The sequence below is a fragment of the Nitrobacter sp. Nb-311A genome, assembly GCF_000152905.1.
Taxonomy (GTDB): Bacteria; Pseudomonadota; Alphaproteobacteria; order Rhizobiales; family Xanthobacteraceae; genus Nitrobacter.
Window position 1 is genome coordinate 1 of the sequence record NZ_AAMY01000005.1, and the last position, 25,165, is coordinate 25,165.

The 25,165-nt window shown below is 61.4% G+C and carries 23 protein-coding genes and 1 pseudogene; 17 read left to right on the forward strand and 7 right to left on the reverse strand.

Annotated elements, in window-relative coordinates; genetic code table 11:
- Nucleotides 1–5 precede the first annotated feature (5 nt).
- The 4 genes from NB311A_RS02785 to NB311A_RS02800 form a co-directional block, all read right to left on the reverse strand.
- Nucleotides 6–800 (reverse strand): energy transducer TonB, encoded by a 795-nt coding sequence (locus NB311A_RS02785; RefSeq protein WP_009796922.1) that lies wholly within the window; start codon nucleotides 798–800, stop codon nucleotides 6–8.
- 3 nt (nucleotides 801–803) lie between these two features.
- Nucleotides 804–1,274, reverse strand: coding sequence for a TonB system transport protein ExbD (gene exbD / locus NB311A_RS02790; RefSeq protein WP_009796322.1), 471 nt, complete (start codon nucleotides 1,272–1,274; stop codon nucleotides 804–806).
- Nucleotides 1,275–1,278: 4 nt separating this feature from the next.
- On the reverse strand, nucleotides 1,279–2,238 hold the full coding sequence (exbB, locus tag NB311A_RS02795) for a tonB-system energizer ExbB (RefSeq protein ID WP_040673841.1): 960 nt from the start codon (nucleotides 2,236–2,238) through the stop codon (nucleotides 1,279–1,281).
- 287 nt (nucleotides 2,239–2,525) lie between these two features.
- Complete coding sequence (locus NB311A_RS02800; protein WP_131522872.1) at nucleotides 2,526–2,837, reverse strand: hypothetical protein; 312 nt, start codon at nucleotides 2,835–2,837, stop codon at nucleotides 2,526–2,528.
- A 633-nt stretch (nucleotides 2,838–3,470) separates the two neighbouring features.
- On the opposite strand from NB311A_RS02800, the gene NB311A_RS02805 reads away from it, so the two are divergent.
- The 6 genes from NB311A_RS02805 to NB311A_RS21735 all read left to right on the forward strand — a co-directional run bounded on the left by NB311A_RS02805 (nucleotide 3,471) and on the right by NB311A_RS21735 (nucleotide 11,306).
- A complete protein-coding gene (locus tag NB311A_RS02805; protein WP_009796924.1) occupies nucleotides 3,471–3,842 on the forward strand; it encodes a DUF2946 domain-containing protein in 372 nt (123 codons plus the stop codon).
- Nucleotides 3,843–3,944: 102 nt separating this feature from the next.
- Nucleotides 3,945–6,284: a TonB-dependent siderophore receptor gene (locus NB311A_RS02810; protein WP_050752052.1), complete on the forward strand. Its 2,340-nt coding sequence runs from the start codon at nucleotides 3,945–3,947 to the stop codon at nucleotides 6,282–6,284.
- A gap of 69 nt (nucleotides 6,285–6,353) precedes the next feature.
- On the forward strand, nucleotides 6,354–7,757 hold the full coding sequence (locus NB311A_RS02815) for a PepSY domain-containing protein (RefSeq protein WP_040673842.1): 1,404 nt from the start codon (nucleotides 6,354–6,356) through the stop codon (nucleotides 7,755–7,757).
- A 103-nt stretch (nucleotides 7,758–7,860) separates the two neighbouring features.
- Nucleotides 7,861–8,232 (forward strand): DUF2946 domain-containing protein, encoded by a 372-nt coding sequence (locus NB311A_RS02820; RefSeq protein WP_040673811.1) that lies wholly within the window; start codon nucleotides 7,861–7,863, stop codon nucleotides 8,230–8,232.
- A gap of 129 nt (nucleotides 8,233–8,361) precedes the next feature.
- Nucleotides 8,362–10,620, forward strand: coding sequence for a TonB-dependent siderophore receptor (locus NB311A_RS02825; RefSeq protein WP_165475214.1), 2,259 nt, complete (start codon nucleotides 8,362–8,364; stop codon nucleotides 10,618–10,620).
- 287 nt (nucleotides 10,621–10,907) lie between these two features.
- A complete protein-coding gene (locus NB311A_RS21735; RefSeq protein ID WP_009796929.1) occupies nucleotides 10,908–11,306 on the forward strand; it encodes a hypothetical protein in 399 nt (132 codons plus the stop codon).
- 432 nt (nucleotides 11,307–11,738) lie between these two features.
- Here NB311A_RS21735 and NB311A_RS02840 read toward each other — a convergent pair whose 3' ends face one another.
- Entirely contained in the window at nucleotides 11,739–12,086 is a 348-nt protein-coding gene (locus NB311A_RS02840) for a hypothetical protein (RefSeq protein WP_009796931.1), read from the reverse strand.
- Nucleotides 12,087–12,506: 420 nt separating this feature from the next.
- On the opposite strand from NB311A_RS02840, the gene NB311A_RS02845 reads away from it, so the two are divergent.
- Both NB311A_RS02845 and NB311A_RS02850 read left to right on the forward strand, forming a co-directional pair.
- Entirely contained in the window at nucleotides 12,507–13,952 is a 1,446-nt protein-coding gene (locus NB311A_RS02845; protein WP_245256910.1) for a TonB-dependent receptor, read from the forward strand.
- 13 nt (nucleotides 13,953–13,965) lie between these two features.
- Nucleotides 13,966–14,412 (forward strand): copper uptake system-associated protein, encoded by a 447-nt coding sequence (locus tag NB311A_RS02850; RefSeq protein WP_009796933.1) that lies wholly within the window; start codon nucleotides 13,966–13,968, stop codon nucleotides 14,410–14,412.
- A gap of 93 nt (nucleotides 14,413–14,505) precedes the next feature.
- Here the strand turns inward: NB311A_RS02850 and NB311A_RS02855 are convergent, their stop codons facing one another.
- Nucleotides 14,506–15,060: a hypothetical protein gene (locus NB311A_RS02855; protein ID WP_009796934.1), complete on the reverse strand. Its 555-nt coding sequence runs from the start codon at nucleotides 15,058–15,060 to the stop codon at nucleotides 14,506–14,508.
- Nucleotides 15,061–15,465: 405 nt separating this feature from the next.
- On the opposite strand from NB311A_RS02855, the gene NB311A_RS02860 reads away from it, so the two are divergent.
- Together NB311A_RS02860 and NB311A_RS02865 are read left to right on the forward strand one after the other, a co-directional pair.
- Nucleotides 15,466–16,092, forward strand: a complete 627-nt coding sequence (locus NB311A_RS02860; protein ID WP_009796936.1) for a glutathione S-transferase family protein — start codon at nucleotides 15,466–15,468, stop codon at nucleotides 16,090–16,092.
- Entirely contained in the window at nucleotides 16,089–17,075 is a 987-nt protein-coding gene (locus NB311A_RS02865) for a DUF5996 family protein (RefSeq protein WP_009796937.1), read from the forward strand. Before NB311A_RS02860 ends, NB311A_RS02865 begins: the two co-directional genes overlap by 4 nt.
- Nucleotides 17,076–17,261: 186 nt before the next feature.
- Here NB311A_RS02865 and NB311A_RS02870 read toward each other — a convergent pair whose 3' ends face one another.
- Nucleotides 17,262–17,465, reverse strand: coding sequence for a general stress protein (locus tag NB311A_RS02870; protein ID WP_009796938.1), 204 nt, complete (start codon nucleotides 17,463–17,465; stop codon nucleotides 17,262–17,264).
- A gap of 335 nt (nucleotides 17,466–17,800) precedes the next feature.
- On the opposite strand from NB311A_RS02870, the gene NB311A_RS02875 reads away from it, so the two are divergent.
- From NB311A_RS02875 to istB, 7 genes and pseudogenes are all read left to right on the forward strand, one after another.
- Nucleotides 17,801–18,211: a universal stress protein gene (locus tag NB311A_RS02875; protein ID WP_009796939.1), complete on the forward strand. Its 411-nt coding sequence runs from the start codon at nucleotides 17,801–17,803 to the stop codon at nucleotides 18,209–18,211.
- Nucleotides 18,212–18,367: 156 nt separating this feature from the next.
- Nucleotides 18,368–19,609: an FAD-dependent oxidoreductase gene (locus NB311A_RS02880; RefSeq protein WP_116394702.1), complete on the forward strand. Its 1,242-nt coding sequence runs from the start codon at nucleotides 18,368–18,370 to the stop codon at nucleotides 19,607–19,609.
- A gap of 346 nt (nucleotides 19,610–19,955) precedes the next feature.
- Nucleotides 19,956–20,519 (forward strand): DUF2478 domain-containing protein, encoded by a 564-nt coding sequence (locus NB311A_RS02885; RefSeq protein WP_009796941.1) that lies wholly within the window; start codon nucleotides 19,956–19,958, stop codon nucleotides 20,517–20,519.
- A 407-nt stretch (nucleotides 20,520–20,926) separates the two neighbouring features.
- The gene (locus NB311A_RS02890; protein ID WP_009796942.1) at nucleotides 20,927–21,739 is read left to right on the forward strand and encodes a uridine monophosphate kinase; all 813 of its coding nucleotides are present in this window, start codon (nucleotides 20,927–20,929) and stop codon (nucleotides 21,737–21,739) included.
- Between the two features lie 12 nt (nucleotides 21,740–21,751).
- Entirely contained in the window at nucleotides 21,752–22,540 is a 789-nt protein-coding gene (locus NB311A_RS02895) for a molybdenum storage protein subunit alpha (protein ID WP_009796943.1), read from the forward strand.
- A gap of 56 nt (nucleotides 22,541–22,596) precedes the next feature.
- A pseudogene (istA, locus tag NB311A_RS02900) lies at nucleotides 22,597–24,095 on the forward strand (IS21 family transposase).
- Complete coding sequence (istB, locus tag NB311A_RS02905; RefSeq protein WP_009796681.1) at nucleotides 24,095–24,958, forward strand: IS21-like element helper ATPase IstB; 864 nt, start codon at nucleotides 24,095–24,097, stop codon at nucleotides 24,956–24,958. The pseudogene istA and the gene istB overlap by 1 nt, the downstream one beginning before the upstream one ends.
- Nucleotides 24,959–25,165: the final 207 nt, after the last annotated feature.

Here is a 25,165-nt window from a genome sequence, read left to right on the forward strand (position 1 = left end):
CGGTGTCATCCCTTGCCCTTGACCCTGAAGACGACCGGCAGCGTAAAGCTCAATCCTTCGTCCGCGATCAGCGGCGGCGGCGGGGGCACAGGGTCTGAGCGGTGCACCATGGCGAGTGCGGCCTGGTCGAAGACGGGATCGCCCGATCCCTTCACAATATTCACCGACACGACATGGCCGAGGCGATCGAGCACGAAGTTAATGAGAATCTTGGCGTTCTTCTGGGTGTGCTCCGGCGGATAACGCTTGTGCTTGTCGAGGTGGGCGACCAGTTCTTTCTGCCAGGTGGCCCGGATTCGGCGCGCGCTGGCGCCGGTGCCTTGCTGCGGCGCCACCGAACGCTCCGATTCCTGTGCGTTTTCAACGCTCGGCATCGCGGTTGCTTCAGAAGCCGCCGATTCCTGCGAGGCCGAGGTCTGCTTCTCCGCCTTCTCAGGGTCCTCTTCGACCGGCTTTTTTGACTCGTTCTCGGTGACGATCCGGTCCGGATCATCGGTCTCCGTCGGCGTGTCCTTGGGCAGATCGGTTTCCTTCTCGACCGCCTTCTGTTCGGCAAGCGCGGGCGAGGCCGTCGACGCGTCGGTGTCTGGCCCGGGCGGAAGGTCGGTCGCCTCGCGGCGCGGCGAGGATAGATCGAGTCCGATCTCGATCGCCGGCGCGCCAAGATCCTCGGCCGACTCATCCGTTTGCATCTGGGCTACCGCCAGCGCCACGCAGCCGAGGTGGATGGCAAGCGCGGCGGCCGCTGACAAAACCCAAAGACGGCGGGACGGCGCTGGCTCTACGACGATCTCAGACATGGTTCAGGGCTTTGCGTTAGCCGCGGCAGGAACCGATTGGGCGTCCGGAACCCCCTCGAGCGCGACCAGCTTGATTTTGGTGAAGCCGCCCGCGCGCAGGATCTCCAGCACGTCCATCAGGTCGCCGTAAGGCACCGCACGATCCGCGCGCAGGAAGATGAAACTGTCCTTGGTCATGTTCGGCGTGCTGTCCAACGTCCGCACCAGATCGACCCGCTTGACCATCGTCTCGCCGATGGCGACGGCAAGGTCGGCCTTGATGCTGACATAGGTCGGCTTGTCGGGCTTCTTCTGCGGTGTCGCGCTCGACGTCGGCAGGTTGACCGGAAGATCGACGGTCGACAGCGGCGCGGCCACCATGAAGATGATCAGAAGAACCAGAATGACGTCGATGAACGGCGTGACATTGATATCGTGCGCTTCAGCGTAATCCTCGTCGTCGTCGAAGCCGCCTTCTGCAATCGATGCGCCCATTGATCTACTCCGCCGCGCGCGAACTGATGGCCCCGCCATGGGTGCGGTCCAGATCGCGCGACAGCAACCGGCCGGCCGATCCCGACGCCCGGCTGACGAGTTCGATATAGCCTTTCGTCACCCGTGCGAAGTGATTGTAAATGATGACGGCCGGAATCGCCGCGACGAGACCCAGCGCAGTCGCGAGCAGGGCTTCGGCGATGCCAGGCGCCACCACCGCGAGGTTGGTGGTCTGCGCCTTCGAAATCCCGATGAAGCTGTTCATGATGCCCCACACGGTGCCGAACAGGCCGACGAAAGGCGATGTCGCGCCGATGGTCGCAAGCAGCCCCATGCCGAGCCGAACCCGCCGGGATTCAGCGCGGACGATTTCGGCGAAGCTCGACGCCGCTCTCTCCTTGATGCCGGCGTCGCTGGAAATGCCGGCCGAGAGCCGCGCCTCGTGCATCGCCGAAGCCAGCAATGACGCCAGCACGCCGTCCCTTGCGCCGAGCGCCATTTGCGCCTCCGCCAGCGACCGCGATTCGCTGATCTCCCTCAGCGCCGTGCCGAGATTGCGCCGCGCAAGCGACAGCTCCACCATTTTCGCGATGCAGATCGTCCACGTCACCAGCGAGGCAAACGCAAGACCGATCATCACCAGCTTGACGATGATGTCAGCCGACAGAAACATCGACCACGGCGATAATTCGTGGGACGATGCCGAGTCATTAGTGGTGACAGCGCTTGACGCGGATGCGGTGTCGGCGACAGGTGCGGGAGACGGCGGCGTCTCTCGGAATCCAGAACCAGCGGTAGATGATATGTTCGATGCGGACCCCTTGGAGGGAGAGCTGGGCGCGGTGACGGCCGGCGGATTCTGCGGGCGTTCTTGGGCGCGAAGCGGCCCGGATATACCGATCAGCAGGGCAATGCTGACAGTTGCGATGCCGGAGATCTGAGCATGGCGTCTTTTTGAGATCATCGTTCGCCTTGCACCAGGAAACGCTCCGGACCGGACTGATACTCTCCCGGTTTCGAACACCGAAACGATGCATGGCGCATTGATGGCGATCAGGACCGGCGTGAGAAGCGGGAGATTGATCATGTGAGCAAAAAAGGAAGCAGACACGAGACACCTTCCATGCGGGACGAATAGCTGACCGCAAGTTCAAGAATGTGAATGCGTGGGCTGCAAAGCCTCCGCAAGCAGACCACCGGCCACGTCAGGTTATGATGAGTTCCACGCTGTTTCTGCAGCGCAGCGACGCGTCAGACCGCGCGTGGAGGCGCTCGTGACAGGAAATTGTCAGAGGCTCGGACAACGGGTTGATATTCGTAGCCAACGAGCGAAAACCGCGTTACTGACGCCAGTTGAGCGGAGCCGACAACAGGCGCCTCGCCGACGATGCCAAGACTGGAAATAAGTGTGCAGGCAACACAGCAGGCCGGTTTCAGGACCGTAGGGTCTTCGTCGGTGCTGCCGGCTCCTCCCGAGCACAGGATCGGAAAGGAGCCGTCCGGAAGAGTGTATTGGGCGAGTTCGGCAGAGGACGAATGTTGGTTGGCAGGTTGATGAGCCATGCCCAACGTGACCATCGCCAGCGCGTAAAGCACTGCAATAGTGATAGTCGCGCACCTTCTCCTCAACGTCGCAAGCACGGGATTTGCTCCACTCGGACTCAATGACCCTAAGGTAATCGACTTAGCTTCGCAAGCTGCCGGCGTCCAAGTGTCCTTGACCGCAACGCGCGACGAATTGTCTCCTGCGTATCAAATGGAGGCTGGCGTGAGCAGTCGCACGAGGTCAACTTGCTAAGTGCCGGCAACGATCAGATCCCTCGAGCTCGTCTCTGGATAACCCGAGGGACGCTGAAGAAGGCTTTGATCTGCTGACGTGCAGTAAAGTGTCGGCATCTGTCCGGCTTTTCAGTTGCCGGGGCGTCGCGGGTGACCATACCATCTGATCTCTCCGGCTTGGCGGCCAGCGTTTTCGTGCTGCAACTGTTGCTCATCGGGAGTGAATTTTCAGACGCCGGATGGTTGCTTTAACATCACGGTAGCGCAGCTCGTGCCAGGACGCAGCGGAGTAAGGCTCGAGCGCCGAACGAAGACTTCGCGGGCGGTGTTCACTCTCGGCGCGAGTCGGTCGCAGACGCATCTTCTCGACACAAGAACCTCACCATGATAGTTCCCGTCGCGAAAGGCTGAGGGATCATGCGCCGGCGGCTGGGACGTTTTCTTCCGATCGTCATGCTTGCGATGCTGGTGCAGATATTCGCGCCCATCGCCGCGTGCCTGGCGTTCAGCACGACCACGGCCGACCCGCTGGCAGGCGCGATATGCTCGCACGCGCCCGACGCGCGTTCTCCGCAAGACCGCGAGACCGATCCGCAACAGACGCACGGCGCCTGCTGCGCACTGTGTTGCGTCATCCACGCTGCAACTCCACCTCCCGACCCGCAAGCGGTTGCTGTCAGCATCGCGCGTGACGCAACCGCCGTCGTTTGGCGAGGCGTAGCTTTCGGGCTTTCGCCGTTCTCGGTCGACTCCAACGCGCAGGCGCGCGCGCCTCCGTTCATGTCCTGATTCAACACATCCGCTCGACCGCCGCGACACCTTCGCGTTCGCGGCGATCCGATCTGCTTGAATGCGCCGGGCGATTGCCCGCATCAGGAAACGAAATACATCATGTCGAACGACACCGCCCTCGGCCGGGGCGGCGCGCTTTGCTGCGTGCTTGCAACCGTGGCCGTGATTGAAACTCCTTCGACTGCTTCCGCGCAGCCGAATTCCGATACCATGCTGCCGGCGGTGACGATCACCGAACCGGCCCGGCAATCCCTTCGATCCCAGCCAGACCGTGCGTCGCGCGCCTCCGCCGCACGACGCGCAACGCATCAAGCGGATTCCCGAACCTCCGCGACGCTGCCGTCAGCCACGCCTCCCGCCACCGCGCCCGGCACGATGAATGTGGAAGGAGAGCCAGGCCCGCTGAACCTCGGTGTCCCGAATGCGGCCGGCAGCCTCGTCGGGCTGACGCCGCGTGAGACACCGGCGACCGTCAACATCGTCACGCAGCGGGATATGCAGGAAAAGGGCCTCCGCACGATGGTTGAGACCTTCAATTCGGTTCCGGGCGTCATGTCGGGAAACCTTCCCGGCGAACCCGGCGTGATCTCCATGCGCGGGTTCTCCCGCGCGGCGACCGGATATGCGATCGATGGCGTTCGCGCGCCGGATCCTTTGATCGTCTCCCGGGATTTCGACACCTTCAATTTCGAACGTGTCGAGATTCTGAAAGGACCTGCTTCCGTCATTCAGGGTGTCGGAGCGCTGGCCGGAGCCGTGAACCTTCTAACGAAGCAGCCCATGCTCGGCCAAGCAGGCGCCCAAGGCCTGTTGAGCTATGGCAGCTTCAACTCGCTGCGGACGGGCATCGACATCAATGCTCCGCTCTCAACAAACGCGGCCGTCCGCTCGACGCTGAGCTACGGACAATCCGACGGCTTTATAGACGATACCCGATCGCGCAAGGTTGGCGCTACGACCAGCGGAATGCTCGCCCCAACCGACAGACTCACCTTTACAGGTTCCGCCAGCTTCTTTCACGACGAGTTCCGGACACCCTATCAGGGCATCCCGCTGATCGCCCGCTCGGCGGCGCGCGATCCCACGAACCTCATCTCGGCCCCCGGCGGGCTTGTGATCGACAGGTCCATTCGCAACCAAAACTACAATGTCGAGAATGGGCTGATGACGTCGGACACTATGTGGCTGCGCGGCGGCGCCGAGTACAAGCTGACCGACAACTGGACACTGAAGAACAACCTGAGCTTCTTCAAGGCCGACCGCTACTGGGCCAACTCCGAAGACTTCACGTTCAATGCCGCGACCGGCCTGCTCGACCGTTCGACCACAAAAATTACGCACGCGCACCAGTTCTGGTCGGAACGCGCGGTGGCGTCCTACGACGGCATCATCGGAGGATTCCGTAACCGTTTCGCGACCGGGCTTGAGTACGTCGAGATCGATTTCGACTCGAACAGACGGTTCGGATCCACCACGCCGGTCGATCCGTTCAATCCGGCTCGCGGCTACTTCCCTGCCGATACGGCTGCAAACTTCTCGACACGTCAAGACTTCACCAGTGGCCTTAAAACGTTTGCAGCCTTCGCGGAGAATGCCGTCAACCTGACGCCGGACTGGCTGATGCTCGCCAGCATCCGGCATGAGAGCATGAAGCTCGATCGCCGGATCGATGATCTGAACACGGGCGCGGTCAACCGCTTTGACAAGACCTTCGACAATCTGTCGTGGCGGGTCGGAACGGTTTACAATGTAACGCCCGGAACGGCGGTGTTTGGCCAGTATAACCGGGCTGCCGTTCCGATCGCGACGCTGGTGCTCAGCAACACCGCCAACGGGCGGTTCGACCTGTCCACGGGCTCTTCGATCGAGGGCGGAATCAAGTCGTCGCTCTGGAATGACCGCGTGGTGACGACCGCTTCGGTCTATCAGATCGAGCAGGACAATATCCTGACCCGCGATCCGACAACTCCGGCGTTGACGGTGCAGGGCGGCAGCCAGCGTTCCCGCGGCGTGGAGCTTGATGTCGCGGTGTCACTGACGCCGCAGTGGAAAGTGAGCGGGAACGCGTCCTTCATCAAGGCGGAGTTCACCGAGCTGTACAGCGCCACCCAGGATCTGCGCGGAAATCGCCCGATCAATGTGCCGGCGCAGGCATTCATGGTCTCCACCAGCTATCGGTTCGATCCGGTGCCGCTGACAATCGGCGCATCGGCGCAGCACGTCGGGTCGTTCTACACCGACACCGCCAACACCATCGAGGTGAGAGGGCGGACCTTGCTTGACGCCTGGCTGGCCTACGACATCGGCGGCGGAACGTTGCGGCTGCGCGGCCGCAATCTCACCAACGCATTCTATGCGAACTGGTCCGGATACAGCCCGACCCAAGTGTATCTCGGCGCGCCGCGCAGCTTCGACCTCTCCTACAACATCAAGTTCTGATGCGCGAATCGTGGCGGCTCGACCATCCGGCGAGCCGTCCCCCTTTCCGATGTCTGAAAGCAAATGCCGATGCCTAACTCCTTCTCAGCCCTGGCTCCGCACCGCACGGTCTGGCGCTGGCATTTCTATGCCGGTCTCGTGGTTGCACCCCTCCTGTTCATTCTCGCCGTGACGGGCGCGATCTATCTCTTCAATGACGAGATCAACGACGCGCTCCATCGCGACCTCCGCATCGTGGCGCCGGTGTCCGATCCCGTGCCGCTCAGCAAGATGGCCGAGGCTGCGGTCGCCGTCTATCCGGGCGGAAAGGTCACCCGCATTGATACGCCCCGTGCGCCGGATCGCAGCGTGGAAGTGTTCGTGACACCGGCGGCAGGGGATCCGGTCCGCGTGTTCGTCGATCCCGGCACCGGGCGGGTTCTCGGCTCCTATGTCTACGCCCGCACGCTGGTCGGCTTTGCCGACATCGCGCACGGCTCGCTGATGCTGGGACGCATCGGCGACAATATCGTCGAACTCGCCGCCTGCTGGGGCTTCATCCTTGTGGCGACGGGCCTTTACCTGTGGTGGCCTCGCGGTCGCTTTCGTCTCGGCGGTGTTCTCTATCCACGATGGGACCGTCAGGGACGGCCGTTCTGGAAGGAGTGGCACGCGGTTGTCGGAATGTGGTCCGCTTTCCTGATCATGTTCCTGATCGTCACAGGCTTGCCCTGGGCAGCCCTCTGGGGCGACCTGCTGCGCCGCGGCACCGACCTTGCCGGCATCGGCTACCCGGCAAGCCACCGGCTTCATGGATCGATTACATCCACAACGACGGTCAAGGACGCCGTGGGCAATGCCGCGCCCTGGACGCTGGAGCAGGCACCGATCCCGGATTCCGATCCGCATGCCGGACATCACGGGCACGTCACTGTAACCCGGCCCTCCGATAAACGCGCGCTCGATATCGATGACGTTGCCGCTATCCTGACGCGCGAGGGCTTGAGGCCTCCGTATCGCCTGACCCTGCCGAGAGACGCCAACGGCGTATTCACCGCCTTCACCTATCCCGATCAGCCGGAGACGCAGCGCACGCTGCATGTCGATCAGTATTCGGGACGCGTGGTCGGCGATATCCATTTCGCGGACTACGGATGGGCCGCGAAGGCCGTGGAGCTGGGCGTCCAGATCCACATGGGCAACTACTTCGGACGCCTCAACCAGATCGTGATGCTGATCCCCTGTATCGGGATCATCATCCTGACGGTGACGGGTCCGATTATGTGGTGGCGGCGGCGCCCGAAAGGAGAATTCGGAGCGCCGCAGCCGCTATCGCCGCCACGGCTGCGCATGTCGGCGATGATCGTCGTTGGTCTCTGCGTGATCTTTCCGCTGGCAGGGGCGTCACTGGCTATCGTGATGATTGCCGACCGGGTGTGGGAACGATCGTTGGCGTACCGGCTTCGGCCCGAGCAGCGAGCGATCGGTGAGTAAGCGCGGCGTGCAACAAGACGCTGACAGGCGCGTCTGGAGGTATCTTCTCGACAAGCCGACGCCGCGATCCAGGGTCGCTCCCGGCGCGAAACGCTGGAGGATTATGCGCCGGCGGCTGCGACGGTTTCTTCCGATCGTCATGGTTGCGATGCTGGTGCAGATATTTGCGCCCATCGCCGCGTGCCTGGCGTTCAGCGCGACCATGGCCGACCCGCTGGCGGGTGCGATTTGTTCGCACGCGCCCGACACGGGTTCTCCGCAAGACCGCGAGACCGATCCGCAACAGACGCACGGCGCCTGCTGCGCGTTGTGTTGCGTCGTCCATGCCGCGACCCCACCGCCCGACCCGCAAGCGATTGCTGTCAGCATCGCGCGCGACGCCACCGCCGTCATCTGGCGCGGCGTAGCTTTCGGGCTTTCGCCGTTCTCGGTCGACGCTAACGCCCAAGCGCGCGCGCCTCCTTCCATCTCCTGAACTGACAGGACCCTAACCGCACCAAAGTGCTTTTGTTTTCCATTCTCGGGAGAGAAACCAGTTATGTCTATTCGTGTGTTTGCGCGCTGCTTTGCGGCGTGCGCGACGTCTTCCGTCGCGATTTCATTCATGGTCAATAGCGCTTCGTCGCAGGAACAACCCGCTCCGCGAGGTCAGAGCGCTACGCTTCCGCCGATCACGGTGGAAACGAGCCAGGCTCCCAAGCGCAAGCCGAAGCGCGCCGCCGCGAGACCTTTGGTGCGCGCGACCACGACATCCAGCCAGCCCGCGCCCACCAATGCTCCGGCCGCGCCGGTCATCGAGCGAGGGACCGGTTTCGGCACCCGAACGGCCGACAGCGCCGGCAAGGGTTACGCGATGCCTGACGCCACCACCGCCACCAGGATGAACGGGCGGGTGTTCGAGACGCCGTATTCGATCCAAACCGTTCCGAGCGATGTCATCAGAGACCAGGCGGTGACGACGATAAACGATGCGCTCAAGAACGTCAGCGGTGTGCAGATCGACCGTGAGGGCATTTACGACGGCATCATGCTGCGTGGCTTCGCGCAGAATTCCGGCAATCGATGGATTTACCGGGACGGCTCGCCATTTCAAAATTCCAAGTTCGACTTTGCAAACATTGATCGGATCGAAGTGCTGAAGGGAACGGCGGGCGGCATTTACGGGCGTATCGATCCGGGTGGCCTGGTCAACGTGGTGACCAAGAAGCCGCTTGCGACGCCGCATTATTCGATCGAACAGTGGGTTAACAGTAATAATCTCGGCTACCGCACCGTCGGAGACGCCACGGGCTCGCTCACGAAGGACGGCTCGGTGCGCTATCGCGCCATCGGGGCCTTCGAGGATCGCGATTCATTCCGTGACTTCGTCGACTCGCGGAACGTCCTGCTGTCGCCATCCATCAGTTGGGATATCACGCCGACCACCGAGCTTTATCTGAACTACGAATACAGGCGCATGGAGCAGGTCTTCGACCTCGGCATTCCCGTATACAATAACGTGATCCCTGACGTTCCCCGCAACCGCTTTATCGGGTTGAAAAATCAGCCTCCCAGCGTAGTCGAGAGTCATCTGATCGATGCGATTCTGACGCAGCAGCTCGCCGAGGGTTGGACCGCGAAAGTGCGCGGAACCTACTCCAAGAGTAAGACCCATTCTTTTGATTCCGAGCCTGGCGGGTCGATGGTGGCTCCGGGTTTCACCAACATTTATTATGGTGAGTTCATTGGCACTTACGAAAGTCACTTCGTCGAGGCTTCGATCACGGGCGACACCCAGATCACGCAAGACATTCGCAACCGCCTGTTCGCCAGCGCCGAGTCCTATCATAGCGCACAAAACTACGGGTTTAACGGCACAACCGATCCGACGATCGTTCGTCCGCTCAGTATTGAGAACCCGGTCTACCAGAGCTGGCGGGAAGTCGCTGGGCTCCCGCTGACGATGGGGGGCAGGCCGTTTACGGAGTGGCGCGCTGTCAGCTTTCAAGACCAGGTGACCTTGTTCGACAGGCTGGATCTGATTGCCGGCGGCCGCTGGGACGGGAGCAATGCCGGCAGCGCCTCATGTGCATTGAGCGGCGGCGCGACGAGCTGTCCGCCGTCCACGCCAATAGATGCCAAGGCATTCAACGTCTTTAAGCCCCGCGCCGGCATCAACTTCCGGGTCACGCCGGAGCTCGCGCTGTTCACCAGCTATTCGGAATCGTTCGGCCCCATTGTCGGATTTGGCAGGCTTTTGGATGGCTCCTTGCCCGATCCGAGCGAAGCGAAGCAATATGAGGTCGGTGCGAAGTTTCAAACGTCTGATGGCCGCCTCAACGCTACGGTGGCCGCATATGATCTGACCAGAACCAACCTCGTAACGCCCATACCGGGCAACCCGAATGTTGTTAACCAGATCGGCGAGGCCCGCTCCCGTGGCGTCGAGGTGGACGTTTCCGGGAATTTGACGGATCGTCTCCAGGTGATGGCCAACTATGCCTACACCGATGCGCGGATCACCGTAGACACGACGGATGCTGGCGGCGTGGGTAACACCGGGCACAGGCTGTACAACGTGCCGCTTCACCAGGGCGGTATCTGGCTTCAGTACAGTCTGCCGTCGGGATGGCGTTTCGGCGGCGGCGCGTTCGCGGGCAGCAACCGATGGGGCAACAACGAAAATACGTTCAGGATCGGTGACTATGTTCGCGTCGATGCCAATGCGTCCTATAGCTGGGACACCGGATTCGGAAAGGCGACGGCGTCGTTCAACGTCCAGAACCTGTTCGATGAAAGATACTATGTAAGCGCGACCTACGTTCCCGCGGTGCTGCCCGCGCCGGGACGCACCTTCATCGCCCGCTTGAGGTTCGAACGCTGAATAAGGACTCTGCGAGCGGAGCGCGCCCAACCAACTGGCGCGTCCGCCGCTCACAGATTGCCATGAAGGGGTTCGCGATACATAGACGCTTCCGGGTGCTGCGGGTCCATCGATGCGCCGGCCTCTATCTTGGGTTCTTCCTATTTATCGCTGGTGTGCGACTGGCGCGATGACGCGAGCTTGACGATCCGCTGCATCGGTCCACGAAAGGCGACGCAAATTCCAAGCTATGTTGCTGCGACGGCATGGCAAGCCGTTCGTCGCGGTGCTGGAGCAGATGAGCGACCATGTTCACCCTCCGATTCTCTCAACGTCCGGCCTCGTTCTTCGAGCCAGAGTTCGATTTCGATGACGGCGGCGGCTCCGATGCCAGGCTCGGCCAGGAGCTCGTCCCGGGTGTAGGCGGCGGCGATCTCAAGCAGATGGTGGCCGCGTTTGGTAATGGTCTTACCGCCGAGCGAGGCGTAGCGGCCTCGAAGCAGCGCCTTAATGGCCCGCCGAGGAAGATTGCGAGGCGCGGCTTTATCGCTCTGCTTCCGGCAGAACGTTCGGACGTCATGTTCCTCGATGTCGAGGAAAGCGGCGATCCGACGATGATCGAGACCGAGCGCGCGGAGGATATTTACTTCCTCGCGCAGCCGCGCGAGAAATCGTCGTCGGTCGTGACCGCGCTGGCGTGCCATTGACCTTGGTTGTGACGCCGGCCATCGAGCGCGGTCATCGTTTACCTGCGAATGATCTTTCAACTGCGTCAGCATGATATGTTCTCCACTTATGAGCATGTCGATCCTCGCGGATCGTTTCTACTTCGTGAGTTCTGTCACCCGCGCCAACTCCATGGCAAAGCCGTCGAATGAGATGTTGAAGATGACTGAGAGGTTGAACGAGATGACGACGAGATCGCGAACGGCGCGCGGATGGCGATCTGGCCCGGGACGAGCAGCCGATCGGCGAAATCAGCAAGGATTGAAATAGACATGAGTTTTCTTCCACGCAGGGTCAGCAGTTGACCGCGAGTTCGGGGATTGCGAACGCTCACGCACGCCGGCCCTGCGCGCACCGGTCGCCAAGTCGCATTTCGGTTTGATGAATGCCGCGCCAGGTCGCGCAGTTACACGTCAGGCTATGCGTGGAGGCGCACGCGACCGGAAATTGTCGGAGGCTCGCGAAACAGGCTGATACGCATAGTTCGCCTGATAAAAGCCGGACAGCACCGCCAGACGTACCGGATGGACAACGGGCGGCTCCCCGATGATTCCGGGACTGGAAATAAGTCTGCAGGCGTCGCAGTGGGTTGATTTCGGGACTACACGGCCATCGTCCGTATTGCTGGTGCCTCCGGAACACAGGATCGGAAGTGTGCCGTCCGGAAGAGCATATTCAGCGAGTTCGGCGGAAGACAGATGGCGATCGGCAAGAGACGCATGTTGGCTGGCCGGCTGATGAGCCACACCCAAGGTCACCATTGCCAGCGCATAAAACGCCGCAATAACGATCCTCGCGTACCTTCTCCTCAACGTCGCAAGCACGGAATCCGCCTCACTTACATATGAGCATCCTAACAGCGGACGAAAGAAACGCAATCTGCGGACGAGATGTTCTGGACAATCAAAGCGCGACTGATTGTCCGGTTTGTTGCGTGCCTCGCCAGTTCGAGAGAGGCCATGAGCAGTCGCTTACCGCGCTATCCCGCATCGATGCTCAGTTTCAGCTGTCGTGAGCGTAATCGAGAACGTCCGTGACTGCGCCGAAGAATGTCGCAATATGTCAGCATAAGGCACCCAGAGTAAGGACGGGCTATACGACGACTACGGGCCGTGCGCTGGCGTTTATGATGTTCTTCAATGGGGCCGTCTTGCCGGCGTGCGGAGCGTCGGTACGCGCTATTGAGTTTACTGACCCCGGTGCAGCGCGAGGACGGATTCCGCGACCACAGCAACGGTCACCTCGAGCGCGGCAGCGGCAACTTCGGCTACCGGTTCTCGCCGGATGCGGAAACGCGGTTCTACGTGAACGCCAATACCTGGCGCCAGCGCCTGCCGGGCGAGTTGTCGAAAACGGTGGCGCTGAATACGCCGCGAGCAGCCGACCCTGAATTCGTGCGGCAAGACCAGCAGCGCAATATCGACTCAATGCGTGTCGCCAACAAGACCACGTTGCGCTTCGGCCCGACGACTGTAGACCTCGGCGTCTTCACGCACCAGCGCCACGTCGATCATCCGATCTATCGATATCTCGACTACTATGTCTCCGACTATGGCGGCTTCGCCCGGACCACTGACGATCGCCTGATCGGAGGCTTTCGCAATCGCCTGATCGCCGGCGTCAATCTCCAGGCCGGCGTGATCGACTACAAGGAGTACGCCAACCCGGGCAACGCCGTGAAAGGCGAGTTGCTGACATCCGCGCTGCAAAAATCCCAGAACCATTCGGTCTATGCGGAGAACAGCCTCTTTGTGCTGCCGAACGTCGCTTTGATCGCCGGTGGTCAGTTCCTGCATGCGGTCCGCAACCAGGAGGATCGCATCCTGTCGAATGGCGACCAGTCAGGCCGCCGCACCTATGACATCTTCAACCCGAAAGTCGGCGCGCTCTGGGACGTCGACCCGACATGGCAGGTGTTCGCCAATATCTCGCGCAGCGCCGAGGCGCCCACCTTTGACGCCAACACATTCAATTCGCCTGTGAGTTCGAACGTCAACGCCCAGACCGCGACGACCTATGAGATCGGCACCCGCGGCCGCCGCCCTGACCTGACATGGGATATCGCGCTTTACCGGGCCGAGCTTCGGAATGAGCTGCAGTGCCTGAGGTCGTCGCCGTTCAGTCTCTGCAGCGTGGTGAATGCGGACAGGACCGTGCATCAGGGCGTCGAAGCCGGGCTGGGCGTGGCGTTCATCAAGTCGGCCTTCGCACAGGAGGACCGTTTCTGGTTCAATCTCGCCTACACCTACAACGACTTCTTCTTCGATGGCGACGCGCGCTGGGGCAACAATCGCCTGCCGGGCGTGCCGCCCCACACGATTCGCGCCGAAGTGATCTACAAGCATCCGAACGGCTTTTACGCCGGTCCGAACGTGGAATGGATGCCGCAGGCGTTTTTCGCCGACAACGCCAACAGTCTGACCATCGATCCCTATGCGCTGCTGAATTTCAGGATCGGGCACGATGCGGGCGGTCCCGGCTGGTCCGGCTATCTCGAAGCGCGCAACCTGTTCGACACTCACTACATCTCGAGCACGATAACCGCCGATATCGCCACCCCGGCATCCGCCCTGTTCAACCCGGGCTACGGCCGAACCATCTACGGCGGCTTGCGCTACAGGATGTGAGGAGAAGACGACTATGTTGCGGATATTGGTTGCTTTGATCGTTGCGTTTTTCGGTCTGACCGGAGCCGCAAGGGCGGGTACGGATGAAGACGCGGTACGGCGTCTTTTGCATGCGACTTTCGACAAACCGGAGCAAAAGCTGGTTATCGAGCCGTTGGTCGTCAGAGCAGGCTACGCGATCGCGGGCTGGACCCAGGGTGATATGGGAGGGCGGGCGTTGCTTCAAAACAAGCGTGGCAGTTGGACTTTGATTCTCTGTGCGGGAGACGGAATCAAGACCGCCGATGCCTTGCGGCGAGCGGGCGTTGCTTCCGATGCCGCCGCCGCGCTTGCGCAGGCCCTCACCAAGGCAGAGCAAAGCGTCGCCGCAGACCGCCTCGCGATGTTCGCTCGTTTCGAGGGGTTGCGGCGCATGGATGCGGATGACAAACACCCGCCTGTTCCGCATCGCACGCAGTGAGGATCGCGAGCCACACGCCCTGAACGTTTGCCATGCTCGGCTGCGTCCGCGGAAGGCATGGCGTCGTCATCCCGTAAACCTCAGAACATAGGGTCAATCAGTTCCTGACAGGCTCTGGTTGTCGTGCGCCGCGATGAGGGCGTCGATATCGTCTTCGGTAAGCGCGGGACGGCTCAGCAGGGCCGCAGCGACGCGCTGGATCGCAGGCCAGTTTTCCTGGACCAGATCGGCAGTCTTTTGGGTCGTACGGCTGAATAGGCGGCCGAACTCCTCTGTCTCGGGACCGTCCAACTCGACGTAGCTGCCCGGCACCGCCGGCTTGCCGTGCTGCCGCAAAACCAGCATCGCCAGGAGGCTGGTCGCGTTGGCGCGATCCACGCGCCAACCACCGTCGCATGCGCGATTCTGGGCCGCGAGGGACATGGGACGATAGTGATGCTGGGCCTGCGGGCCGGCCAGCGCGACAATGGCGTACTTCTCCGGCGCCTCAAGGTCGTCGGGGGCGAGGTGCGTCGCGCTAGACGCCGTCACCACTGCGCTGGCGCCGTCGAATGCATCGAGGGTCGCGTAGCTTACCGGGATGTTCAGCACGCGCGCGATCACGGCGTGTCCGGCCTCGTGATGCGCGATGGTCTCTTTCTTCCCCATGGCGGCAGCTCCGGAATCTCCTGACAAAGCGGCCGACCTGGCGCTCGAACGCCGGATCGGACTGACCTGACCTCGGAGGTTACCCGATGGCCAAGCGGAAGAAAGGTAGCAAGGTAGCAAGACGGTGTCGAAGGGCAAGGCGCTGCTCCGGGAGTTGCCCTTGCCTTACGAGTGAAGCTTCAACTCTCGTCTGGTGCTCTTTACCGAAACCCTGCCGTCATTTGGCTCGCCACCTGCCACATGTGACTGCCTTCCTTTCACATGGATACGGTGCTTAACTTAAGAGATCGCTGAATTTCTGACGGCGTTAGCGTAACCGCGCAGTCATGCCTCGTCTGTTTTTTGGACTCTGGCATACGGCATAGCCCGCGCATCCAGAACACAAGCACCGAAGGAGAATACCAGATGCCGACTCTCTACACGATGCCCGGCACTTGCTCGCTTTCGCCGAACATCGCCGTCGCGTGGCTCAATGCTCCGGTCAAAATCCATAATATCCCTTATGGCGACCAGAAGAAGGACTACTATCTCGCCATCAATCCTCGCGGGCAGGTTCCGGCGCTGCGCTTTGAAGACAATGACGTGCTGACCGAGGCGGCGGCGATCCTCGCCTGGCTCGGCGCGACCTATAGTAAAGAGAGCTACGCTCCCAGTAGCCGGCTCGGCCGCAAGGAAGCCGAGGCGCTCGCTTATATGACTTCGGAAGTCCACGCGACGTATGGCGGCCACTTCAACACCCAGAAATTCGCCGAGAGCGCGGCGGCACAGGACGAGGTCAAGCGCAAGACCTATGAGAAACTCGCCGACCATTACAAGCGCTTGAACAGCGTGCTGAGCGAGAATGGCGGCGAGTGGTATCTCGGCCAGCGTTCCTTCGCCGACACTTTTCTTTATGTCCTGACGCGCTGGATCGAGAAGACGCCGCTGTCGATCGGCGATTATCCGGCGCTGAAAGCGTACCGCGCGCGTATGGAAGCGGACGATGGTGTGAAACAAGCCCTCGCGCGGCAGGCCATGGAGCCGATTGGATGAGCGAGGAAAATAGGGATTGGCCGGCCTTGCCTTATGGCGATTGGGCCGAAACGTGCTCCGCGCTCCATTTGTGGACGCAGATTGTCGGCAAGTACCGGCTCGCGCACACACCCTGGGTCAATCACTCCTGGCACGCCACGCTCTATGTGACGCCGCGCGGTCTAACGACGGGCGTGGTGCCCGACGGCAAGTCCGCCATCACCTTGACCTTTGACTTCCACGACCATGCGCTGATCGGCGAAACGGCCGACATGCGTGAGAGCTTTCCGCTGGAGGCGATGAGCGTGGCCGACTTCCTGAATCGGACGACCACGCTGGTCGAACGGCTTGGCGGGCGGATGGATATTCATGGCGCTCCGAATGAAATCCCCGATGCAACACCGTTCGCGCAGGATACCGCGTCGCGGCCCTACGAGCGTGAGGCGGTCGAGCGGTTCCATCAGGCGCTGGTGCAGATCGACCGCGTGTTTGCACGCTTCCGCACCGGCTATCTTGGCAAAGTCTCGCCGGTGCACTTGTTTTGGGGCTCGTTCGATCTGGCTGTGACGCGGTTCTCAGGCCGCAAAGCGCCGCTCCATCCCGGCGGGGTGCCCGCGCTTCCTGATTCCATTACGCAGGAAGCCTACAGCCACGAAGTCTCCTCGGCCGGGTTCTGGCCCGGTGGCGCCGGGGTGGATGAGGCGATGTTCTACTCTTACGCTTATCCGGTGCCGGACGGCTTCGCCGGCCGCTCCGTCGAGCCGGCGGCGGCCCGCTTCGACCAGAATCTCGGAGAGTTCCTGCTGCCTTATGAGGCGGTGCGGACCAGCGCCGATCCTCAGGAGTATCTCACCAGTTTCCTGCAATCGACGTATGAAGCGGCGGCGGATCTTGCCGGGTGGGATCGGCATGCGCTCGAATGCGATTTGGGCATCCCGCGGATTCCAACCGGCCATTCCGAAGCGCATCGCAATCCGTCGTCAATCTCCAAAGATCGGCGTTGAATCGATATCAATGTCTGCCCCGGTTCGCGCTGCGACGCGGTGCCCATAAACCGTCCGACCGCCCCTAAATGTTTCTTGCGTTGACGGAACGCCCTGTGAATGCAAGCAGCCCAGCAGATTCCGGGATAACAGGCGGCACGCGAAAGCCCGACCGAAGCCAGGCTCCCTCGCAGGCATTAATCGCGGTTACGACTGTCCGCCCTTGCGTCCAGCCGACGAGGCTTTGTCGCGGTCGTTGGCGAAGTTGCCCGGATTGTTCTCCCTGCCCTGCGCCTGTCCGCCCTTGGAGGCGATGTCACGCTGCTTCTGTTCGTCCATGCTCGCAAAGCCACGCTCGGACTGGCTGCCCTGAACCCGACCGCCTTTCGTATGCTGATTCTCTTGAGCCATGTATACGCTCCCTATTGCTTTCGCGACGGCACCATCGCCGTCGCGTGGGTAATGAGCCGCCAGACCTCTCGTTCCTGGGTCTCGCAATTACCTTAATTAGCGCCGCAGTAGGCAAAACGCGGTTCGGATTCATTGCGACGATGACCTGTGTATCCTGACGGAGCGTTTGAAAACATCCCGGACCTCAATCATGCCGATGTGGCCCGAGATGACTGCGGTGTGATCGCAATTGAATGCCGGCTTTAGCGCGCCTATCATCGCCCCACCGTGAAAATGCCCATCGACGGCTGCTTTTGATGCAACGATTGTGTGAACCTGGTAAGTAGGGAGACCCCATGTATCGACGAATCCTGATTCCAACCGATGGCTCGGAACTGGCGCATAAGGGCGTCGTGCATGGGTTGTCGCTTGCGCGCGCGGTGGGCGCCAAGGTTGTTGTTCTTACCGTTGAAGCGTTCAATCCATACGATGCGTCCGAGTCACGGATGAAAGAGGCGCGGGAGCACGCCGCTTCGATTCTGAATGAAATTGCTGAAGAGGCGAAGTCCGCCGGCGTGGAGTGCGAGACACTGCAGCTCATTCAGCACGATCCAGACGTTGCGATCGTAGCCACCGCAAAGGAGAAAGGCTGCGACCTTATCGTGATAGCTTCACATGGACGAACCGGGATCGCAGCGGCGCTGCTCGGCAGCGTTACTTCGAAGGTGCTTGTGCATACGGCCATTCCGGTGCTGGTCTGCCACTGAGGGGAAGTCGCAGTCCCGGCGAGTTAGGTCAGGCTTCCATAGTTGCATTAGCGTGCATACCTTCTGCGAACAGATGCTTGATACCGACGGTCGGCCTTTGCGAATGGCGTCCAATATGGTCTTGGACGCAACCAGCGTTCCGGGATGTGCAGAGAAATGAACCACCGAACCTGCTGTGTTGTCGGCGCCGGCCCAGCCGGCCTGATGTTGGGCCTGCTACTTGCGCGCGCGGGCGTCGACGTGACCGTTTTGGAGAAGCACGGCGATTTCCTGCGCGACTTTCGCGGCGATACGATTCATCCGTCTACTCTCGAAGTCATGCACGAACTCGGACTGCTGGACGGACTCCTGAAGCTGCCTCACACGCAGGCTCCGAGGTTGCACGCCGAGATCGACGGCAAGGACATCACCATTGCGGACTTCTCACGTCTGCCGACGAAGTGTCGTTTCATCGCGTTCATGCCGCAATGGGATTTTCTCGATTATGTCGCGCGGGAGGCGGCCCGGTTTCCGAATTTCCGGTTGATCACGCAGGCGGCGGTGACAGAGCTTATCGAGCAAGGCGATCGGATCGCCGGGGTTCGGGCGGCTATGCCGGGAGGTGAGCTGGAAATCAGGACGGCGTTGGTCGTCGGAGCTGACGGACGCAATTCGATCGTGCGGGAGAAGGCGGGACTTGAGATCGAGCGCTTCGGAAGCCCGCGCGACGTGCTGTGGACGAAGCTTTCACATAGGCCCGATGATCCGCCCTTCGTCATGGGACACGGCGGACCGCGGCAGGGGTTCGTCATGATCGACCGCGGCGACTATTGGCAATGCGGTTACGTGGTCCGGAAGGGCTCGTTCGATGATGTGAAGGCCGCGGGGCTTGATGCATTCCGTGCGGCCGTTGCGTCGATCTCGCCGCTTCCGCCGGAACGTATGGACGAGGTACGGACGTGGGATGATGTTCATGTGCTCAGCATACGCATTGATCGGCTGCGCAGCTGGTGGCGGCCGGGCCTTCTCTGTATCGGTGATGCCGCTCATGCGATGTCGCCGATTGGTGGCTTCGGCGTAAACCTTGCGATTCAGGATGCGGTCGCCGCTGCAAACATTCTCGCCGCGCCGCTACGTGACGGTAGGCTGGCGGACAAGCATCTAGCCGCGGTCGAGGCGCGGCGGTCTTTCCCGACGAAAGCGACGCAAAAGGTGCAACTGATGATGCAGCGCTCGCGGAGTAAACGTGAGGCCGCGGATGGAAAACAAAGCGGGCCGCCCTCCTTCATGCGCCGCCTCGCGCGGTGGCCTGTGCTCGCTCATCTCGCGGGCCGCCTGGTAGGGCTCGGTTTCAGGAGCGAACATGTGCAGGAGCGGGCGCCACGGGTCGCGCGCGCTCGCGACGGCGCGCCCGCATGATGACCCGCCGCGCGCTGGTTAGAACTCGCGCTCGACATAGCCGGCTTGCGGTCTGCATTTTGGCTCCGGATCGGGCTCATTCCACCTGTGGGTTGACTCGTAAATGGATGGGGCAAAAGGCTTCCCGGGTAAGCGGGAGCGCAAGAGCTTTCTCATACCGATAGAAGCCACGATCCGCGCGGGGATCACTGTGAACTTCTTTAGGCCGAATTGGTGGCATCAGCCGCACAGCAGGTCCGCGCCGTGAATACGAAAGGGATCTCAGCTCTGGCCCGACTCGTTCAATCGTGATATATATACTAATATATCGACAGGTAGGCTGCGACGTAAATCATGGAGCCGGATCATGTTTGATGCCCAATGCGATCTTGCCGCTTTGGTCTATACGGAGGGAGAAAACCCCGATCGGGTCCTGCATGAGTTTGCTTCCGCTCTGAACGCCAACGGCCACCGCGCTGTGGGCATGGTTCAGCTTGGACGCCACTGTGTTGATGCCGACCTGTCAGCGATGCTGATGCCGACCGGCAGGCAGCTTCGGCTTCACCAGGAGCCGGACCCTTATTCGGCTGGATGCCGGCTCGATCTCGGACAGTTGACGAGCGCCGGAGAACAGATTGCAAGGACCCTTGAGGAAGGTGCGGACGTCCTGATCGTCAATCGCTTTGGCCGGCAGGAGCGTAAGGGCAAGGGTCTTGCCCCCCTGATCGAGCGCGCGCTCGGCGATGATATTCCCGTCGTGATCGCGGTGCCGAGCCACCATTTTGCGGACTGGATCAAGTTCGCCGACGGCATGACGGTCAAGTTGCATTGCGACCATGAATCGCTGGATGCATGGTGGACCCGCGTGTCGACACGCACTGGCGGCATGAACCCACCCGGTCATCTGACGGTCTGCGAAGTCATCAAATAGGAAGGGAGGCTCATCGCCCCCTGAATCAATCGGCGCTAGCCTGTTTCCGAATGCATAAGTGCCCGATCGGCTTGTTGCGAATGTTTGTTTGCGGCTCCCGGCGGGCGTCAGCGCGCGAGCGTCTCGATGTGATTGCGCTGCTGATAGATCGCGCGTCTGGCAACGTGCGGACGTTGTGTTGACTGCCAAGTTGCCGTTATCACCGCCATATATATAACGTATTGAAAAGAAACGGATTATCGCCTTTGTCGGGATTGACATATATTCGGCGGCATACCACTGTTTCAGTACCAACGGAGCCCGGAGCGATCCTTCGGTATCGCTGAAGAGAGACCTCCGCCGGGACGATGGCATCGATTTAAGATGAGCGTGGAATAGAGCGAACCGCACGACGAAAGGAAGCTCCAATGGCAACAACGACCGCGCAACTTGAGCAGCTTCTCATGCAGCGCTCGCTGACCGACGCGCAGCTTCTGGCTGCTGCGGATGCGTCGGCGGATTTTCGGATCCTGCCTGACGCGACGGTTCTCAAGATCGGCGGACAGAGTGTGATCGACCGCGGTCGCGCGGCAGTCTATCCGCTCGTGGACGAAATCGTCGCCGCCCGCAAGGACCATAAGCTGCTGATCGGCACGGGCGCGGGAACCAGAGCCCGTCATCTTTACTCGATCGCGGCCGGGCTCAGCTTGCCGGCCGGTGTGCTCTCGCAGCTCGGGGCCTCGGTCGCCGATCAGAACGCGGTGATCCTCGGGCAACTGCTCGCGAAGTACGGAATCTCGGCGGTCGACGGCGCCGGGCTCTCGGCCGTGCCGTTATACTTGGCCGAGGTAAATGGTGTCATCTTCAGCGGCATGCCGCCTTATGGCCTGTGGATGCGCCCCGATTCCGAAGGAGTCATTCCTCCTTACCGGACGGATGCGGGATGCTTTCTCGTCGCCGAACAGTTCGGTTGCAAGGCGATGATCTTCGTGAAGGACGAAGACGGTCTTTACACCGCGAATCCGAAGACCTCGAAGGGCGCCACTTTGATTCCAAAGATATCGGTCGCCGAAATGAAGGCGAAGGGTCTACAGGACTCGATCCTCGAATTCCGCATGCTCGATCTGCTCGAGTCGGCGCGCCATGTCCGTCAGGTGCAGGTTGTGAATGGCCTTGTTCCCGGCAATCTGACCCGCGCGCTTGCCGGCGAGCATGTCGGCACCATCATCACCGCGAGCTGAGAGGGCATCGCCATGGCCAACACGACCAATGACATCAAGCACGTCACCTCGCCGCTCGCGCGTCAGACCCTGCTCGACAGCCAACTCACCGACCCCGTCGCCGGCAAGCGACCGATTCGCCTCTTGCCCTGGTTGCAGGTGGTGAAGATCGGCGGCCGCTCCATCATGGATCGCGGCCGGGACGCGATTCTCCCGATCGTGGACGAGATCCGAAAACTTTTGCCGGAGCATCGTCTGCTCATTCTGACGGGCGCCGGGATCCGCGCGCGCCATGTTTATGGCGTCGGTCTCGATCTCGGCCTTCCGGTTGGATCGCTTGCTCCGCTTGCCGCGAGCGAAGCGGGTCAGAATGGTCATATCCTCGGGGCTTTGCTGGCCCCTGATGGCGTCTCCTATATCGAGCACCCGACCATCGCCAGTCAGTTGGCGATTCATCTTTCGGCGGCCCGCGCGGTGGTGGGAAGCGCCTTTCCTCCATATCACCACCACGAATTTACGGGGCCGCGTATCCCTATTCACCGGGCTGACACCGGCGCGTTTCTGCTTGCCGATGCGCTCGGCGCGGCCGGCCTCACGATCGTGGAGGATGTCGATGGTGTGTATGATGCCGACCCTAACGGCCCCGATGGAAAGAAGGCGGAATTGCTTCGCGAGACGAACGCCGCCGATCTTGCAAAGTTCAAGGGCACGCTGCCGATCGATACGGCGCTCGTCGAGGTGATGGCGACCGCACGCCACATCGAGTGTCATTCGGCATGCAAAATTGACCCCGTAAGCCGGGGGATCGGCGTCCAAAATTGACCCCCTACAGGTTGGCTGTTGCGCTGCCTGCTTTGTCATGAAGCAGGTGGTCGGGGATGCTGATCGTGGAGACGATTGCGCGGATACGGCGCGAACACTTCATCAAGGGCAAGACGATCAAGGAGATCGCCCGTGACCTGAAGGTGTCGCGGAACACGGTCCGGAAGGTGCTGAGGTCGGGCAAGACCTTGTTCGAGTATGAGCGTTCGATCCAGCCGCGCCCCAAACTCGGGCGTTGGGCGGCGGAGCTTGATGAACTGCTGGCGGCGAACGCGGCCAAATCGGCTCGCGAACAGCTGACGCTGATCCGGATCTTCGAAGAGTTGCGCGGACGCGGCTATGACGGCGGCTACGATGCCGTACGGCGTTACGCCAGGCGTTGGAGCAAGGAGCGCGGGCAATCGACCGCGGCGGCTATGTTCCGTTGAGCTTTGCGGCGGGCGAAGCCTACCAGTTCGACTGGAGCCATGAGATCGTTCTCCTCAACGGCGTGACGGCGATCGTGAAGGTCGCTCATGTCCGGCTGTGCCACAGCCGCATGCTGTTCGTGCGGGCCTATCCGCGGGAGACGCAGGAGATGGTATTCGACGCCCACGACCGGGCGTTCGCACTGTTCAAGGGTACCTGCAGCCGCGGCATCTACGACAACATGAAGACGGCGGTAGAGACGATCTTCGTCGGCAAGGATCGCCGCTACAATCGCCGCTTCCTGCAGATGTGCAGCCACTATCTGATCGATCCGGTCGCCTGCACGCCGGCGTCGGGCTGGGAGAAGGGTCAGGTCGAGAACCAGGTCGGGCTGGTCCGGGAACGGTTCTTCACGCCACGGCTGCGGTTCAAAACCCTGGACGAGTTGAACGCGTGGCTTCTGGATAAGTGCATCGCCTACGCCAAGGCGCACCGACATCCAGAACTGGCCGAACAGACGGTCTGGGAGGTGTTCGAAGCCGAGCGGCCCAAGCTCGTTCCCTATGCTGGCCGGTTCGACGGATTCCACGCGGTGCCGGCATCGGTCTCGAAGACCTGCCTGGTGCGCTTCGACAACAACAAATACTCGGTCGCTGCCAGCGCCGTCGGGCGCCCGGTCGAAGTTCAAGCCTATGCCGATCGCATCGTGATCCGTCAGGACGGGCGCATCGTTGCGGAGCATCCGCGATCGTTCGGACGCGGCGAGACGACCTACAATCCCTGGCACTACGTGCCGGTGCTCGCGCGCAAACCCGGGGCCTTACGTAACGGCGCACCCTTCAAGGACTGGGTGTTGCCGGCCGCGATCGAACGGATCCGGCGCAGGCTCGCCAGCACCGACGACGGCAATCGACAGATGGTCGACATCCTCAATGCGGTGCTGACGGACGGTTTGTCGGCGGTCGAAGCCGCCTGCGCCGAGGCGATCGCTCATGGCGTTCATTCCGCTGACGTCGTTCTCAACATCCTGGCTCGCCAACGCGAACCCGCTGCACCGGCCAACATTATGACGCCGGCGGCACTGACGCTCCGCCATGCGCCGATCGCCGATTGCGCCCGTTACGACAACCTCCGGAGGACCATCTGATGGAACGAACCCAAATCTTCGACCTCATGGGTGAGCTCAAACTCTACGGAATGAGGGCTGCCTTCGACGAGATCATGGCGACGGCCGTCAAGCGCCAGCACGAACCTCAGCACATCGTCGGCGACCTGCTCAGCGCCGAGATCAACGAGAAGCAGGCGCGGTCGATCAAGTACCAGCTCACCATCGCCAAGCTGCCATTGGCCAAGGATCTCGATGACTTCCAGTTCGAAGGCACGCCGATCAATCAGACGCTCGTCAATGATCTCGCCGGCGGCGGCTTCATCGCCCAGCAGCGCAACGTCGTGCTCGTCGGCGGCACCGGCACAGGCAAAACCCACCTGGCCATCGCAATCGCCAGAAGCTGCATCCGATCCGGCGCCCGCGGTCGCTTCTACAACGTGGTCGACCTCGTCAATCGCCTCGAGATCGAGACCCGTAACGGACGTCAGGGCCGGCTTGCCGAACATCTGACCCGGATGGACTTCATCGTGCTCGACGAACTCGGATATCTGCCCTTTGCCCAATCCGGCGGCCAGTTGCTGTTCCATCTCGTCAGCCGGCTCTACGAGCGTGCTTCCGTCATCGTCACCACCAATCTCGCCTTCGGCGAATGGCCCAGCGTGTTCGGCGACGCCAAGATGACCACCGCGCTGCTCGACCGGTTGACCCACCACTGCGACATCGTCGAAACCGGTAACGACAGCTGGCGCTTCAAAAGCCGCGACGATGATCACGCCACCCGCGCTCGTCTCGTCTCCGCAATCCCGGCCAGCTCCGACGAGTCGAGCGCTACCCTCAAACCACGCCGCGCGAAGGGGTCAAAATTGAACGCCGATACGGGGTCAAATTTGCGAGCCGATTGACACTCCAGGAAAGTCCGCATTCGCCGTTTTCGATGCCGCGCCCGTTATCATCGCCATCAACTGAAGAGAAGCCGGTTTGCGTGGGGTTGATCGCTCCTGGTGGCATCGCGGCCAGTGATAAGGCGTCGGGGTTTCCAAGGAACGCGATGGTCGTTTGAACAAATCTTCGAAGATTTCCCAGACGATTTGATCTGACGTGCTTTCGTC